Here is a 17,010-nt window from a genome sequence, read left to right on the forward strand (position 1 = left end):
AGAGGAGATCCATCGTGCCATCGAACCTGTCCGCCCGCGCAAGACTGTGGCTGGGCACGGCCCTCGCCATCGCCGCGCTGGGCCTGGCCGGCTGCCAGGCGCCCGCGCCTGCGGCGGCCAGCCGGCTGACGCCGCCGCAGATCGAGACGCTCAGGCAGCAGGGCTTCCAGCTCACCGACGGCGGCTGGGAACTGAACCTGTCCGAGAAGGTGCTGTTCGGGCTCGACGAGGACACCATCAGCGCCGAGCACCGGGCGGTGGTGCAGCGCATCGGCACGGCGCTCAAGGGGGCCGGCATCGACCGCGTCCGGCTCGACGGCCACACCGACGATTCCGGCTCCGCCGAATACAACCAGCAGCTCTCGGTGCGGCGCGCGCAGGCAGTGGCCAGGGTGCTGGCCGAAAGCGCCTTCCTGCCGCAGAACATCGAGGTGCGCGGGCTCGGCAAGACCCGCCCGGTGGCCGACAACCGCACCGCCGCGGGGCGGGCGGAGAACCGGCGCGTGGCGATCGTGGTGACGGTGGACTGAACCGCGCCGGCCAAGTCGGGTCATGCCGGGTCATGTCGGGCCACGTCCGGCTAGACAGGCGGCCCGGCACCGACGAGACAACGAGACAACGAGACAACGAGACAACGAGACAACGAGACAACGAGCAGCATGGAAGCACAAGCGGAGAACAACCCCGCCGCGGCATTCGCCGCCCTGAACGCGCGCCTGCAGCAAGGCGGCGCGATGCCGCCCGACGACATCCGCGCCTGGTGCCAGCTCGGGCTCGAGCTGGGGCACGCCGCCACGGTGCGGCAGGCCTGCCAGGTCCTGCTGGCGGCGCCCGACGTGCACCCCGCGCTGCGGCCCTACTGGCTGTTTTTCCTCGGCACCGCGCTGCTGCACCAGCAGCGCGTGGCAGACGGCGCGCAGGCGCAGCGGCAGGCGCTGGAGGCGCTGTGCGTGGCGCCGCTGGTCCACAACCCGCAGCCCGCCATGCGCAGGCTCGCCGACCCGCAGGTCGAAGCCTTGTTGTGGCAGGCGCTGGCACAGCTCGCGGCTGGCGGCGTGCGCGCGTTCGCCCATGCCGGCACGCTGCTGGGCCTGGTGCGCGAGCGCCGCCTGCTGCCGTTCGACAAGGATCTCGACCTGGGCCTGCTGGTGGCCGAGCTGCCCGCCGCGCACGCCATCCTGCGCGCCCACGGCTGGCAGTGCCCGCCGCCGCTCTTCGCCATCGACAACATGGCGAGCTACCATCATCCCCGCCACGACGTGGTGCTCGACCTGTGCGGCCTGCAGCCCGAGCCCGGCGGCGCCACGCTGCTCGGCGGCTTCTGGACCGGGCAGGGCGCGCCCGCCGCCCACCAGCGCGTGACCCGCTTCCCGGGCCCGCTGCGGCTGGCGCAGCAGGCCGGCCCGGCCGGCCCGGTGTGGTGGCTGGAAGACCCGCACGGCTGGCTCGAAACCATCTACGGCAAGGACTGGCGCGTGCCGGACCCCGCCTTCGACACCATCATCGGCGCCCACAACCTGGTGGGATTCTCGGCGCTGACGCAGTGGTACGCCTACTCGCGCATCGCCAATGCCTGCCTCAACGGCTACTGGGAAAAGGCCCTGCGGCTGGTGCGGCTCGTGCTCGAGCGGCACACCCCGCGGGACGGCCTGCTGCTGCGCCTCGCCGCGGTGCTGGAGGGCCGCCTGGCCGGCCTGCGCCCCGCCGCCTGAAGCGGGCCGGGGGGTGGGCGGTGACTCGGGCGGTGACCCGGGCGGCGGCCGGGTTTGCCGCCGCCGGCCTTACTCGCTCAGGCTGGCCAGGATGCGCTGGCGCAGCACCGTGGTCGACACCTCGTCCGTGCGCGGCGTCCAGCTCAGCCCGATGCCCTGCGCGGCCAGGCGCGGTTCCAGCCGCGCCCAGCGCGCGCTGCCGCGCCAGTCCTCGCCGATGAAGACGTGGTCCACGGCCAGTGCCGCCAGCCAGCGCAGCGCGCTCTCGGTGTTCTCCAGGCTGTCCGGCTGCAGCAGCGCCTCGTCCACCCAGCCCAGCCCGCGCACGATCTCCAGCCGCTCCGCCTCCGGCATGGCCGGTGCGCGCCGCTTGTTGGCCTGCACGGTGGCGTCGCGCGTGACCACCGTCACCAGCGTCAGGCAGCGCGCGCGGATGTATTGCAGATAGCGCAGATGGCCCACGTGGAACAGGTCGAACACGCCGACGGCGAGGCCGCGGGCGGCAAGCAGGCCGGGAGGCCGGACTGGCGGGACGGGGGTAGGGTCGGTCATGGCGAGGTGCGAAGGGACCGGTGCCGGCATGCACGGCATCGTCTGCGAGGCGATGATAAGCCGCGAAAAACGCGGGCAATCGAGGGAACAAAGGGGGAAATACGCGCCCGATACCCCGGGCCATGCCCGGGGCGGGGGCGCGCGAAACGCCGCGTGGCGCGCGATGCCGCGTGGCATCGCGCGGCCTCGATGACGCCTGCCCGCCGCCCCGGGAGGGATGGCGGGCAGGGCGGGCGCCTTAGAACGGCAGGCGCACCTTCACCGACGCGGTCTGGTTGGTGAAGTGGTCGCGCACCTCGGCGTCGTAGCGCACGGTCACTTCCATCGCCTTGCTGCTGGTCACCACCAGGCCCAGGCCGCCGCGCATCAGCCAGCGCGCCGGGGACAGGCCGCGCGTGACGAACTGCGCGCCGCCGCCGACGTAGGAGGCCGCGATGGCCGACTGCCGGGCCAGCGCGTCGTAGCCCACGCCGAGGTTGGCGGTGAACATGGCGTGCTCGGTGATGCCCTGGTTGAGGCGGGCGTCGGTGGAGAGGATCAGCTCGCGGGCCGTGTTCCTGCCGACGGCCAGGTTCAGCGCGTTGGCGCCGGTCTCGGTGTAGGCCGCATCCTGGATGAAGGTGTAGTCGGCCCGCACCGACGGCGTGAAGGTGGTCTTCGGCGCGAGGTCGAAGACGCGGCCCAGGCCGGCGCCGAAGTGGGCGTTCCAGCTGTTGTAGCTCGACGACGCGCGGCTGTCGAGGCCACCGAAGCTGATGTTGCGCCGGCCTTCGTTGTGGCCGGTGCCGACGTCCGCCTGCACGCTGATGTCGGTGCGCGCGTCGAGGCCGTAGCTGCCGTAGCCGATCAGGCGGTAGCCGTCCACGCTGGCGTTCTGCGCGGCCACCGGCGAGTTGCCGTCGATGCGGCTGTGCATGTACGAGAAGGCGCCGCCGACACGGATCTTGTCGTTGACGGCGCTGTCCGCGCCGAACACCATGCCGTAGGTGTTCGCCTTGTAGCCGGCCACGCCGTCGCGGTCGTTCTGCTTGGCCCACGAGCCCACGGGCTTGAACCAGATCTGGCGGTCGGCCACGAAGTCGTCGCCGGAGGACAGGCCGCGGTTGGCTTCCTGGCGCGACTGGATCACGCGGTTGGTGGCGTGCATGGCAGCGGTGTTCACCTCCGTCATGCCGGCGGTCATCAGCGGCAGGGTCTGCTTGACGGCGTCGGAGACGGCCTGTTCCGTGGCAAGCGTGCCGAGTGCCGTGATCACCGGGGCCATGCCGGCCGGGGCGGCCGCGCCTTGCGAGATCAGGGCGTCGAGCACCTGCGCCGCGCCCAGGCCCGGCATGTTGTGCGCGCCGGTGACGCTGCTCACCACGGTGATGACGGGCGCCGGCGTGGGCGCCGGTGCCGGGGCGGCGGGCACGGGGTCCGACGTCGGCGGCGTGACCGGCGTGACCGGGGCGGCGGAGCAGGAGCTGGCGCCCGCGCGCGCCACGCACAGATCCACGGCATTGCCGTTGCGCGTGGCGATGAAGTCGAACAGCGCGCTGTTGTCGGTCACGGCAAATGCGGGGCCGGCCACCAGCGTGCCGGCGGTGATGATGCCGGGCTGCACCGTGGTGCCGGCGACGAGCGACGGCGCGCCGCTCACGTTCACGCCGATCCTGTTGCTGGCGGAGAGGTCGGCGGTGCCGGTGACCACCAGCTTGCCGTAGCGGCCGTCGTTGTCCAGGCCGGTCTGGAACAGGCCGCCGGCGGCCTGCGTGTAGTTGCCGGTGATGGTGGCGGTGGTGCCCGCGGCCACCGCCAGCGTGCCGGCGTTGTTCAGGCCGGACGATACCGTGACGCCGTGGCCCATGTTGAACACCGCGTTGCTGGCCACGTTGAAGGTGCCGACGTTGAAGGTGTTGCCCGAGGTGAAGGTGCCGTTGACGTTGACCGCCGATCCGGCCCCGCCGCTGACCCTGCCGGTCACGACGGCGCTGTTCAGGTCGAGGTTGAGCGTGGCGTTGTTGAGCGCCACCGTGCCGTTGAGCGCGCCGGTGACGCTGATGCCGTTGGTGACGGTGCTGGCGGGGTCGATGATGATGGCAACCGGCGCGTTGATGGTGCCCGCCACGGTGATGCTGTCCACCGTGCTGTTGCCCACGTTGATGCCGACTGCCTGGCCGCCGGGAGAGGATACGCTGATGGTGCCGTTGTTGGCGATGCCGCCGACCGTGCTGCCCTGGATGTTGATGCCGTAGGCGGCGCCGGCGCTGGCGCCGCCGCCGGGCATCCCCGGCAGGCCTGGCATGCCGGGGCCGCCCGCGCCGCCGGTGGCGCTGATGGTGCCGTCGTTGCGGATGGAGCCGACCGTGCTGGAGGTGATGTTCACGCCGATGCCGCGGCCGCCGGCACCGGGAACCATCATCGCCGCGCCGCTGCCGCCTGCGCCGCCGGTGCCGCTGATCGTGCTGCCGGCGCCGTTGTTGACCAGCGTGTCGACGCTCGCCGATTGCAGGTCGATGCCGATGCCGCTGCCGCCCGCGGCGCCCGGCAGCGGTGACGGGCTGCCGCTGCCGGCCATGCCGCCGATGGCCGTGACGGTGCCGTGGTTGTCGATGGTGGTGACCTTGGCGGTCACCACGCTGATGGCCGTGGCTGCGCCGCCGTTGCCGTCGGGCATGAGGGGCATGCCCACGCTGCCGCCGCCGCCGGTTGCCGCAATGGTGCCCTCGATGCCGTTCAGGATGCCGTTGACCGTGAGCGCGGTGGCGCCGTTGCCGGTGATGCCGATCGCGATGGCATCGCCGCCATTGTTCATCGGCGATGGCAATAAGGGCTGGCCGGGATTGCCGAGGCTCTCGATGCGGCCGTGGTTCTCGATCGCGGTGACGGGCGAGAGCAGCCCGCTGACCGATACCGCGGCGGCACCGGTCACGCTGATCAGGCCGCCGGGCGAGGTCACGATCAGGCTGCTGGCGGAGCCGAGCTGGCACGTCTGGTTGAGCGTGCCGGAAACGGTATTGGGCTGGAACAGCTGGCACGGTGCCGGCAAGGCCAGCGCCGGCAGCGAGGCCAGCGGGCCGGCCGCCAGCAGGACGGCGCCGGCGATGGCGCGGGGCAGGGACGGCGGCAGCGCGGATTGCGCCGATGCGTCGGGACGGGCAGAACGAGCCTGCCGGACGATACTGCGTTGTTGTTTCATGCTTGCAAGAACCCGGTGTTGGGCAAGCCTCTGCAGTAGACTTGCCGCTTGCTTTGTTTTCGCGACTTTTTTTGTTTTTTGTTTTTATTGTTCTGTGCGGCCCGGGATTCGGGGAAGCCGGGCCGGTCTTGATTTCTTCCTCTCGAAACTACGCTGGTGGCGCCGTGGATCTCCTCCCTGGTGGTGGTCTGTGCTGCCTGTGCTCTCTCTCGCTCTGGTGCTTCCGGTTTTCCCCGTGCGGACAACGATCCTGATCCTGCTGGCAGCCGCGCTGCTGGCTGCCTGTACCCATTTCTCGCCCGCCGACCGCCGGCAGGGCGCCGACACCCTGGCGCTCGCGCACGGCTGGCAGCGTCTGCGCCTGCCCACGCGCACGTTCGTGCTCACCGCCTACGCGCCGCCCGCCACGGCGGCCGACGAGCCTGCCGACACGCTGGCCGTCTACCTGGAAGGCGACGGCCTGGCCTGGCTCAGCCCGACGCAGCCCTCCGACGACCCCACGCCCCTGCGCCCGGTGGCGCTCGAACTCGCCCTGCTCCACGTCCGCGGCACCGCGGTCTACCTGGCGCGGCCGTGCCAGTTCGCCGAAGGCGACGACCGGCGCGGCTGCGGCACGCCCGACTGGACCTCGCGGCGCTTCTCCGCCGAAGCGGTCGAAGCCACCAGCCAGGCCATCGACGCGCTCATGCAGCGCTACGGCGCGCGCCGCCTGGCGCTGGTGGGCTACTCCGGCGGCGGCGCCGTGGCGGCCCTGGTCGCCGCGCGGCGCCACGACGTGGTGCGGCTGGTGACGGTGGCCGGCAACCTGGCGCCGCGCGCGTGGACCACGCTGCACGGCGTGCCGCCGCTGGACGGCTCGCTCGATCCGGCCGACGACTGGCGCCGCCTGCAGGACATCGCGCAGATCCATTTCGTGGGCGACAGCGATACCAACGTCACACGCGAAGTGGCGGCCGCCTATGCCGCCCGCTTCCCGGCCGGGCGGCGGCCCCCCGTGCAACTGGTGGAGGGCGCCACCCACGCATGCTGCTGGGCCGAGAAATGGCCCGCGCTGTGGCCGCTGGCCTTCCCCTAGGCGAAGCGACGCCGCAGTGCAGCCTGCGTGCACTGTCGTTATCGGCCGAATGTGTCGGATTCTTAAGCAGCCGCGGAACATGACGGCGGCGGACCGGTGCCGCGCTGCCGGCGCGCGGCCGCGGGGAGCGCTCCCGCGCCCATTTCACCGGCAGCGCATGGTTTGTCCTTGGCTGGGCATGCCGGGCCGCCGCGGGCCGCGGGACGGTCTAGTATCAATCCAGCCGGAGCCCGCCGTTCGCGCCGCCGGGCCGGCATGGCCGTCACCTGTCACAACGCGGGGGCGTCAAACGTCTGGGGAGCTATGAACGAAGACACCAACACCTTTACTCGCCTGCGCCCCCGCCTGCAGGGCATCGCCTACCGCATGCTGGGTTCCGCCGCCGAGGCCGAGGAAGTCGTGCAGGATGCGTGGCTGCGCTGGCACGGCACCGAAAAGGAGCGCCTCGACAGCGCCGAAGCCTGGCTGGTCTCCGTCACCACGCGCCTGGCCATCGACCGGCTGCGCAGCGCCAAGGCGCAGCGCGAGCACTACGTCGGCACGTGGCTGCCGGAGCCGGTGATGGCCGATTCGCCGGCCACGCCGGAGCAGATCGTCGAGCGCGCCGACGACGTGTCGGTCGCCTTTCTCGCCATGCTCGAGCGCCTCGCGCCCGAGGCGCGCGCGGCGTTCCTGCTGCGTGAAGTGTTCGATGCGGACTATGGCGAAGTGGCCGACGCGCTCGGCAAGACCGAGAGCGCATGCCGGCAGATCGTCCACCGCGCGAAGGCGCAGCTGCAGGACGAGCGGCCGCGCTACGTGGTCCCGCGCGAGACCCAGCTGCGCCTGCTGCGGGGGTTCGCCGACGCCGCCTCGCGCGGGGAGTTCGGCGCGCTCAAGGCCATGCTGGCCGAGGACGCGCAACTGATCGGCGACGGCGGCGGCAAGGTGCCCAGCTTCGGCGTGCCGCTCGTCGGCGGCCGGCGTATCGCCCAGCTCTACCTCGCCACCAGCCTGAGATACCGGGGCGCGGTGCACTTCGAGGCCGTCACCCTCAACGGCGAGTGGGGCCTGCTGCGCTTTATCGACGGCGCGCTGGAATCGGCGCAGGCGATCGAGACCGACGGCGAGCACATCGTGCGCATCCACGCGCAGCGCAACCCGGACAAGCTCGCGCGCATCGCCGCCGCGCTGGGCCGCGAGCTGGCCGCGACGAAGCTGGCGCCCGGCGTGCCCTGAGCCAGGCGCGGCCGCCGGCAAAGTCTTGCCGGTCCCGGCCGCGCCGCCCGCGCTCAGAATCCGGGCGGCGGGTTCTCGGGGATCTGGTTGCGCAGGCTGAGGTTCATCACGTTCCAGCCCCGGATGGCGGCAATCGCGTAGGACAGCTCGGCGATCTCGTTCTCGCTGAACTGCTCGCGCAGCGCCGGGTAGGCCGCATCGGTGTCGTCGCGCTGCGGCAGCGCGTTGACGGCCTCCGCCCAGGCCAGCGCGGCGCGCTCGCGGGCGTCGAAGAACGGCGCCTCGCGCCAGCCGGCGATGGCATTCAGGTGGCGCGCGTCGGCCCCCTGCCTGACGAGGTCGCGCCAGTGCATGTCGATGCAGACGCCGCAGCCGTTGATCTGCGAGACGCGCAGTTGCACCAGCTCCACCAGCCGCGGGCCGAGCGAGCTCTGCTTGACGGTGCCCGAGAGATGGATCATCGCCTTCAGATTGGCCGGGGCCAGTTGAAAGAAATTGAGACGTGCCGTAGTCATGGGATTCCCTTTGCCTGGTTTCGCGGGCGCCCTGCGCGCCTCGCATGATCACAAGACGGCGGGGGGAGTCGCGTTGTGACAGCGGAAGGTGGGTTTTCTTGCGCCAGCGCAGATTGCCGCTGACTGGCTCTGGCTTGGAAGAGGGAGCTGGACTGCGGAGCGCAGAAAGGGGCGCGCGCAGGTGCTCCCAGCGATAAGTTCCATGCCACCGGATTGTCTGATTATTATCAGAAATTTCTTCGAAATAAATGGAATTTTCTGCGTATAGATAGTCTGTATCAGGGAACAACATCCGTCATCACACTCTCGGTGTCCGCTGCTGCTCGCGATACATGACATACCCGCAGCATGCGCCGCGCGCCGTGCCAGGTCGATCCCGGGACCCGCCTCATGCTGGCCGTTTTGGCTCCGCGCCGCTCGGCTATCCACCGAGAGCACGGCAGCGTCGCTCGCGCGCCACGCATTGCGAACAAGTGTCAATGCGCGGGGATCGCCAATATGCCCGCATTCGGCCCGCATGCCTTTGCGTATTTGTCATTCATTGAAAATTCAATTTCCTTTAATTCAGGTTTCAGAATTTTATCAGTGAAAATGGGATTAATCTGATTGAGGAATCGCCGCCGTCACCTCTATGATCGAGCCTGACTTGCTGTGTCGTCACTTGATGACTAGTGCAGCGATGACGTGCCACGACCACAACGTATCTAGTCACTTTTCATTTGCAACAAGATTTGCGACAAGAAAAGGGTCAGCCCGATACGAAAGACCGAGCGTAACGGCATGGCAAAAACGGAGTGAACAACAATGGCGGAAGGTTTCGATGAATTCAAGGCAATCGGCAACCGCGCGCTGACCACGGGGCGGCAGGCATACTTTCTCGAGGTGCCGGGCACAGCCAGCGCCGCCGCGCTGTCGGTGGTGTCGTTCGAGGCAGTGGAGCGGATGGGCGAGCCCTATGCCGTCACCATCCAACTGACGCATCCGCTTGAGCTTGATCGAGCCGGGTATCTGGGCAAAGACGCGACCTTCCTGATCGCTCCCGCCGACGGCAGCGAGCCACGCAAGTTTGCCGGCTGCATCACGCGCTTCTCCAAGACCCGCCAGACCCGGGATTTCTGCGGCTACGAGATCGTCGTGGAGCCGCTCGTCGCGCGGCTGCGGCTCACGTGCGCCAGCCGTATCTACCAGCAGCAGACCGCGCCCCAGATCATCGAGGCCATCCTGCGCCGCCACGACCTCAAGGGTCATCAGTTCGCCTTCAAGACGCGGCGCAAGTACCCGCAGCACAAGTTGCGTATGCAGTACCAGATATCAGATTGGGACTATATCCGGCTGCTGATGGAGCAGGAGGGCCTGTACTGCTATTTCATCCATGGCGAGTTCGGCGAGATGATCGTGTTCGGCGACGACATCGACCATTACCTCTACCAGCCGGAGCTGCGAGTGCCCTATCGCGAGACGGCGGGACTGGAATCAGGCCAGGAAACGGTGTTCTCGCTCAGGACGCATGCGCGGACCATTCCCGAATCATTCCGGGTCGCGGACTTCAATCCCGACAAGGCATGGGAACGCCCTGCCGGAGAGGCCGATGTCGCGAAGGAAAGGACCACCTACGGTCAGTCCTACGTGTATGGCACGCATCACCTGGACTTCGACGACGCCAAGTGGGAAGCGCAGTTGCGTCACGAGGCCGAGTTCGCCGGCCAATTGGTCTACACGGGTGAGAGCAACGTGCTGGCGCTGCGCCCGGCGCGCATCCTGCGACTGGACCTGGCGTTGCCCGACGCGCCCAACGGGCAGGTGGTCACCGAGGTCGTCCACACCGGCGCGCGTGATGCCGCCTACCGCAATACCTACAAGGCCATTCCCTCGGACCGGCGCTTCCGGCTGCCGATGGACGAAGCCAACTGGCCGCGCATCCCCGGCACGCTCAGCGCCCGCATCACCTCGCCGGGCCAGTACAAGTATGCCTACCTGACCCAGGATGGTCATTACATCGTCCGCTTCGATTTCGACTTTGACGCCTGGCCCAATGGCGGCGAGAGCGTGCCGCTGCGCCTGGCCAAGCCGTTCGCCGGGGCGCGGCAGACGGGCTTTCACTTTCCTCTGATCGACGGCACCTATGTGGACGTGGCGTTCCGCGACGGCAACCCGAACAAGCCGTACATCGCCAGCGTGCAGCACACCAGCCAGCACCCTGACTTGATCACCAATCAGGATCGCTGGCTGTCGCGCAACGTGATTCGCACGCAGAGCAACAACAAGCTGCGGTTTGAGGACTGGGAGGGGCAGGAGGGGATCAAGCTCTCCACCGAGTATGGCAAGACCCAGCTCAACCTGGGGTATCTCGTTGATCATCAGAAGAAAAAGCGGGGAGATGGCTTCGAGTTGCGCACCTCGGGCTGGGGGGCGGTCCGGGGCGGCAAGGGATTGTTCCTTTCCGCGGACGACCAGCCGGGAGCGAATGGGCAGCAGTTGGACATGCAGGATGCCGAGGCGACGCTCAGGCAAGCCGTGGACATGATGCGCTCGCTGAACGAGTCGGCCAATGCAGCTCGCGCGTGGCTTGCGGAAATCGATCAACAGCGCGCGCTCATCGAAGAGAAACTCGTGGGGCTGCGAAGGCCGGTCATCGTGGCCAATGCGCCCGAAGGTATTGGCATTACGAGTGGTCAAGACATGCATTTGGCCACCCGCACACAGATGTTCATGACCGCTGGCCGTGGCCTGGACATCGGCGTGCTCAAGCGTTTAACCGTGGCTGCCGGTCAAACGATCTCGCTCTTTGCTGCAAAGCTTGGCATCCGCATATTCGCGGCAAAAGGCAAGGTACAGGTCCAGGCCCAAGGGGATGTGCTGGAACTGATGGCACTCAAGGATGTAGTTGTCAGTTCGTCGTCTGGCGAAGTGGTGATTACTGGGTTCAAGGGCATCACCTTGGGCGATGGTGCCGGAGCATACGTAAAGATCACGAACGGGAAAATCGAACTCGCGAGCCCGAGCGGGAAGATCGACGTCAAAGGCAACCTCGATGTGGCTGGACCAGCCGGGGGAAACTTCACCTTCCCTAGCTGGACAAATGCGCCCCTGAAGGATGTGGGGGGTGATATGCACTTCGGCTTCTCTGAATGAGCACAGCTATGACAACCACCCCCACGAACCCACCCAGCACACCTGTCAAGCTGTTGCGCTTCGCCTTTCCCTTCCGCAGGAAAGCGCAGGGAAATGGTACATCCCCTGTCGATTTCACCGATGAGCACGAAATCCATAGGCTGCTGAAGGAGGGGCCATCTGGCGCCTATGCCGTCAGCGGCAAGGGCATGTGGCATGGTGGCATTCATGTGACGGAAGCCGCCGCCGGCCAGGCACTGGACCTTAAGCATGGCGTGCTTTGCATCGCGGACGGCGAGGTAGTGGCGTGGCGCCTGAATCGCATCTATCCCATGAGCGAAATCCCGTCGCAAGACGGCAAGCCCGCCATTCATGCGCCCTACAGCACGGGGTTTGCATTAGTGCGACACGCCATGGAGTTTCCGAAGGACACGAAACTCACGTTCTTCAGCTTATATATGCATCTGCAAGACCTCGCCGGCTACGAAGCCGATGCGACGCTAGGCAAACCGGCTTACCTGTCTCCGGAACTCAAAGTCACTGCGTTTGCACAAGACAGGCCCCAGGCATTGGCGGGCCAAACGCTTCCTGCTGGTCAAATCGGGCTAAGGGTTCGGGCTTCTCATCCGCATGGGACGCCCTTGTGTATCCTGCCACAAGGAACGCAGATCGCCGTTAGCAAGCGCGAAGGCAACTGGGGGAAAATCAAGGACACGCATGGTGCTCAAGTTTTCCCCCCCATAGCCGGCGGATTCGCTGCGCCATCGACGGCGGTCAACGGGTGGGTCTTCCTGGGCAAGGAGCATGGTGGACATGTGGTCGAAGAAGTGATGCCAGAATCATTACTGGATCGCGTGATCGTGCCGTCCCCCCCGTTCCCGATCAAGGCTGGGGAGTTGATTGGCCATCTTGGTCGCTACGACTCTCTGACTCAGCCCGCATCTAACCGGCAGGTCCACATCGAAGCCTTCTGTGGGGATGACATCAAGACGTTCCTCGACAAGGGGCGAGCGTGGATCAGCATCAATGGGTCGCAGCCTGATGCCTGGAAGCAACTGGGACTGCCAAGCGATCCGACCATTTTGCGCGTGGACAGGCGGACAACACTATACAAGGCAGTCAACCAGCCTGGACAGGATGCGCCCCAGACCGACGTGATCCACGTGATCGCGCTTGTCGAACTAGCCAAGCATACCGAGAACCAGTACACAGAAACCACCGCAGGCAGTGACGGCATGAAGCTGCACTGGTGGAAGATCGACAGTGCGGATGTGCTGCGCCACGATATCTCTGGCTGGGTGCGCGAGCAGAATTTTGCAGGTGGCCGGGTGACGCGGGAGTTCGCGCAGAAATGGGTAGATTTCGAGACCTTTGACGACCCACACGACCAGACGCATACGATCTTTGCGACGACAAATGCATATGTCGACTACAGGGTGGGAGCCGACGTGCCCGAACGTGCTTCGCTCGGCAAACTCAGTCCATTGATGTCATCAATCTACGGTGCCCTCTACCCGAGCGGCGACCCGAGCCGGGCCGCGGACGAACTGTGTACCGCTGCGGAAGACCCCTGGCGAGCGCTACGCATGTCGCGCCTGATTATCAAACACGAAAGCGAATGGGCGAACCCTGAGAAATGGAAGCAGCTTGTCAGCGAGATCGAAGAGCGGACCGGTCAAAGGGCGCAGCACGAAGCGGAGCAGGAGCGGATCGAGAAGCTCGTCTGGTGGGATGAGGTCAAGGCTGGCGTGGCTGATCTGCCAGGGTCGAGTGTTTTTCATATTCACCCGATTGGGCTAGTTGGGAATTTTTGCAAAGGAAAATTTCAGTTTACGTTGACTATGATGCAGCGACTTTTCCCGAATGCAAACCAAAATTCGCTCCAAGAAGTAGCCAATGAACTCAATGTTCATCTCGATGCCTATAAGCTAAATACACCACTTAGAAGAACTCATTTTTTTGCACAAGTGATGCAGGAGACGGGAACTTCACTCAGTCGAGAAGAAGGTTTTGTCTGGAAGGCGAGTTCACTAATATCAACATTCTCCTACTTCGCTCATCATCCGAATCAGGCGAATGCGCACGGTTACCATCAGGTAAGGCCAATCAAGGCTAATGGTTCAAGCATGAGTCAAGCCGATTTTGAAGCTATTGCTAACGGTGCGTATGGTGGACGTATCGAATTGGGTAATGGCGACTACGCTAGCGGGGATGGCTGGCGCTACCGAGGGCGCGGCCTCAAGCAACTTACGGGGCGTGCGAACTATAGAGCCTTTACGAAATGGCACGTATCTCTGCAAAGTGAGTGGCCTCAGGAAATTCTTGACTTTGAGGAAAACCCAGGTCTCCTTGTTCAGCCCAAATATGCCGCAAGATCAGCCGCATATTTTTGGGTTGATCATAATCTCCATAAAAAGGCGGACGAAGGATCGGCGGCAGCGCATGTAAATGCTATCACCGCGGTTGTCAATCTTCACACGAATAGCTATGCAGCCCGCGTTGATAATTTCAATGCTATTTATGATAGAGGGGATTTCAATTGAAACTAGGCCTCGACTTGACTGTGCTCGTGAGAGTCACTTTGATGATTGGTATAATCTTATTCGGCGTAAAATCGGAAGCTAAAGAAATTACGCTCTGCCAACCCCATGAGGAAGTGTATTTCAGTTGCCGATCTAACGGTAGCATACTGTCAGTATGCGCCTCCGGAAATATATCGCCGGATAATGGATATGTTCAATATCGATTTGGTCAGATCGAAAAAATTGAACTCGAATACCCAAGTAAGCCATACCCACCAAGAAAATGGTTTTCGATTACCGATATATCGAATGGAAGTTTGAGTTTCATACATTTGAAATTTAATTCTGGTGGCTATCACTACGTGCTGTATCAAGGAGATCCAAGCGGAATCTATGTGAAGCGGAATGGGAAGATAATTTCAAACCGCACCTGTAATCCTGGAACTTACCAGCCGATCAGCCCGCGAGCTCTCAGAGGAATAAAGACAGTCACGCCGGTTGATGGAATCGATAACTAGGTTGCGTGGTTTTTCCGGGGAGCAGGATGTATAGAATGGTGACGATTAATTTTTTGGCTTCCCCCTGGAAGGTTGATAATATCTTCAGATGGATGATGTATAGGCTGTTATTTTTTCTTGTCGTAGCGACATGCACCCATGTGAGGTGGTGAAATGCCCTGCGTTGCCAAGTGATGATGGGGTATTTTCATCTGGAAAAATCCACAAAGGATCCGTTGTTGTAGTCGAGAAGGGTGATGATATTTATTCATTAAGTATTGTGTTGTATCGACCAGAAAATGGTGGGTGTGGAAAATCTGATTTTCAGGGTATTCTCATCAAGGGGTGCCCCCGATTGTGGATTAATTGTTTTTTGTGAGGGTGGGTGGGCTATAAATTTATTCTAAATATGGCGCTAGAGGGTTAACCATAGGGGAATCTGAATATTCGGTGATCTGTGCCAAATCTATGCCTATAAGGCGGATCGTTGCGGATCGTTGAAAGAAAGTAAGGAAATTTAAAATAATGGCGCGACGAGTGGTATTGATGGGTGCTGGGATGGAGGGCTGGGTTGATTTTATTTAAATAATTGCGGGCGAATAAAAAGCACATTGAAGGATCGCATTGAAAGATCGAGTGGATTTTTATAAAAAATATGAAAAATATTTCAAATTTAGCGTATGTTGGTGACAAAACTACCCACGGCGGCAAGATCCTGACCGGCTCTGACCGCATCAAGGTTCAAGGCCGCAGGGCGGCGCGAGTTGGAGACCTCGTGTCGTGCCCGATCCATGGTGACAACTTGATTGTGTCGGGAAGCGGCAGCATGACGGACGCTGGCGTACCGCTGGCGCGGGATGGCGACGAGACCCGATGTGGGAGCGTTCTGATCGCCACGTCGAGCGGAGCGACAGTCCGATAGATGCCCATCGACTTTGCACGAGTACCGCCACGGGTACCGGTACCGGACGTGCCGCGGCCATCCATGCTGTTTTGGGCTGTCCTGCTATGTGCGATGTTGGGATTGGGCGCCGCACTGACAATCTTCCTGTGGCCCGTTGACCGGCCAACGAACACAGTCCGTTTTGGGATATATGCGGTGGGCTTTCCGGTCATGGCCTGGGGGTTCTTGCTGTCCGGCTATCTCGGACTGTCGTACCTGCAAGTGAGTCAGGCCACTGCAACTAACCGCGCCAGCAAGAAGATTGAGGATGCTTGCCATGCACTGGCAGGCATGCCTCTTGCCATGCTTGGGCATGCGTGGTGTTTTTCCTGCAATGACCAGGTAAACCGTGCACAAGGGATCGTGGAAGGTGCTGTGCGAATGGCGTCGCAGCCGAGCGGGGTCGATCCGGGCGTGAATATCAATGCTCGCTGGCTGCAGATTCCGGATCGGCCCTTTTTCCCGGGTAACGAACTCACCGAACATGCCCGTCATCGCGTAGTTGGCGACTGGCTTCTTGAACGGCTGGTCGAGCGAATTGGCAACGGCCTGGTAAGCCTGCCCGCACGTACCGCCCTCCATGTCGATCTGTACGTGCAGTCGATGGCAGACCTGGCGGAGATGACGACATGCCTGGAGAGCCTGATCAGGGCAAAGGCGCCGACACTCCGGATAGCGGTCAGCGCCTCACCTGAACCTCCCTCGCTGTTCGCCATCGACCGGTGGCATAACCGCCTCCCGCCTCGCGAAGCGCAATTGGTCGTTTTACTGCGATTGCACAATGCGGTTAGTGAGCTACTGCCGAATGGCGCCGCCGAAGCGGGCGTCGCCATTCTACTGGGGCAGGCTGGCGTTGTCCCTCGCCAGCGGGAGAATCCGTCGACACTGCTACTACATCGGCCAGCCATAAGTGCTCCTGATAGGGTCAAAGATACGGTCCAACTTGCAGTGCGCTGGGGACAGGCCCAAGCCTCGCAGATCAGGGCTATCTGGAATCACGGGCTATCCGAAGATCTTGCGCGCTCGGTCAAGTCCGGGTTCGGCGACGGCGAGCAATGGGTCCACGTAGACAAGACCATCGGGAATTGTGCTGGCGTTGGAGATTGGATGGCCGTAGCCCTAGCTGCGGAACACGCATTGATCACAGGGGAGCCGCAACTGATTCTTTCACAACAGGGCAGTGACTTCATAGCCCTTCTGTGCAGGACATAACCATGAATGAGAACAAGCCGTTGCCTGTGGCATTTTTTATTGGCATAGCCGTATCTATTGTCTTTCTGGTCGCAGGCGTGACTGTCTGGTTCGAAGGGACCGGTTGGGGGCTCTCGGATGACAAGCGAATCCTGATCGAGGTGAGCCTGTTCGCTGGCCTTCTTGTCGTGCTCTTCCTCGTGAAATATCTAGAAGCGGTCGCTGTATGGATTGCCTCGTTACGCGCGGAAAAGGCACTGGCGGACCATGACCGTCAACATCAGGCGTTTGCCGGTGGCATATCGCGAGGGCACGTTCTTGAATCGGTGGCGGCACTGCGTGACGCACTTCGCACACGTCACGGTTGGCGCTGGCGCTACCGTCAGCCCTGGTTGCTGCTGACTGGTGATGACCATGCCATCGCCAAGTTCTTGCCCGACTGTACGGAGCAGCATTGGCAGATCACTGCCGATGCGGTGCTGTTGTGGTGCAAAGA

The 17,010-nt window shown here is 63.7% G+C and carries 11 protein-coding genes and 1 pseudogene; 9 read left to right on the forward strand and 3 right to left on the reverse strand.

Annotated elements, in window-relative coordinates:
• Positions 1-14: 14 nt before the first annotated feature.
• Positions 15-530 carry an OmpA family protein gene (locus tag KF708C_RS13955; RefSeq protein ID WP_082079551.1) on the forward strand — a complete coding sequence of 172 codons (516 nt, stop codon included), beginning with the start codon at positions 15-17 and terminating at the stop codon, positions 528-530.
• 129 nt (positions 531-659) lie between these two features.
• Complete coding sequence (locus KF708C_RS13960; protein ID WP_020206222.1) at positions 660-1,712, forward strand: hypothetical protein; 1,053 nt, start codon at positions 660-662, stop codon at positions 1,710-1,712.
• Between the two features lie 69 nt (positions 1,713-1,781).
• On the opposite strand, the gene KF708C_RS13965 is transcribed toward KF708C_RS13960, so the two are convergent.
• A complete protein-coding gene (locus KF708C_RS13965) occupies positions 1,782-2,264 on the reverse strand; it encodes an adenylyltransferase/cytidyltransferase family protein (protein WP_081651579.1) in 483 nt (160 codons plus the stop codon).
• Between the two features lie 238 nt (positions 2,265-2,502).
• Complete coding sequence (locus KF708C_RS13970) at positions 2,503-5,442, reverse strand: autotransporter family protein (protein ID WP_059412280.1); 2,940 nt, start codon at positions 5,440-5,442, stop codon at positions 2,503-2,505.
• A 235-nt stretch (positions 5,443-5,677) separates the two neighbouring features.
• Here KF708C_RS13970 and KF708C_RS13975 point away from each other — a divergent pair, with 235 nt between their 5' ends.
• Both KF708C_RS13975 and KF708C_RS13980 read left to right on the forward strand, forming a co-directional pair.
• Positions 5,678-6,517: a hypothetical protein gene (locus KF708C_RS13975; protein ID WP_059412281.1), complete on the forward strand. Its 840-nt coding sequence runs from the start codon at positions 5,678-5,680 to the stop codon at positions 6,515-6,517.
• 303 nt (positions 6,518-6,820) lie between these two features.
• The gene (locus KF708C_RS13980; RefSeq protein ID WP_059412282.1) at positions 6,821-7,735 is read left to right on the forward strand and encodes an RNA polymerase sigma-70 factor; all 915 of its coding nucleotides are present in this window, start codon (positions 6,821-6,823) and stop codon (positions 7,733-7,735) included.
• A 53-nt stretch (positions 7,736-7,788) separates the two neighbouring features.
• Here KF708C_RS13980 and KF708C_RS13985 read toward each other — a convergent pair whose 3' ends face one another.
• The gene (locus KF708C_RS13985) at positions 7,789-8,250 is read right to left on the reverse strand and encodes a carboxymuconolactone decarboxylase family protein (protein ID WP_020423987.1); all 462 of its coding nucleotides are present in this window, start codon (positions 8,248-8,250) and stop codon (positions 7,789-7,791) included.
• Between the two features lie 804 nt (positions 8,251-9,054).
• On the opposite strand from KF708C_RS13985, the gene KF708C_RS13990 reads away from it, so the two are divergent.
• The 5 genes and pseudogenes from KF708C_RS13990 to KF708C_RS35655 form a co-directional block, all read left to right on the forward strand.
• Positions 9,055-11,382, forward strand: coding sequence for a type VI secretion system Vgr family protein (locus KF708C_RS13990; RefSeq protein ID WP_059412283.1), 2,328 nt, complete (start codon positions 9,055-9,057; stop codon positions 11,380-11,382).
• An 8-nt stretch (positions 11,383-11,390) separates the two neighbouring features.
• Entirely contained in the window at positions 11,391-13,904 is a 2,514-nt protein-coding gene (locus KF708C_RS34550) for a glycoside hydrolase family 19 protein (RefSeq protein ID WP_082079552.1), read from the forward strand.
• A gap of 1,140 nt (positions 13,905-15,044) precedes the next feature.
• Positions 15,045-15,302, forward strand: coding sequence for a PAAR domain-containing protein (locus tag KF708C_RS34555; RefSeq protein WP_082079555.1), 258 nt, complete (start codon positions 15,045-15,047; stop codon positions 15,300-15,302).
• Complete coding sequence (locus KF708C_RS35650; protein ID WP_156173819.1) at positions 15,303-16,535, forward strand: hypothetical protein; 1,233 nt, start codon at positions 15,303-15,305, stop codon at positions 16,533-16,535. It abuts the gene before it with no gap.
• Between the two features lie 2 nt (positions 16,536-16,537).
• Positions 16,538-17,010 (forward strand): annotated as a pseudogene (locus KF708C_RS35655) (ImcF-related family protein); the annotation flags it as partial.

It is taken from the genome of Cupriavidus basilensis, assembly GCF_000876015.1.
GTDB lineage: Bacteria > Pseudomonadota > Gammaproteobacteria > Burkholderiales > Burkholderiaceae > Cupriavidus > Cupriavidus basilensis_B.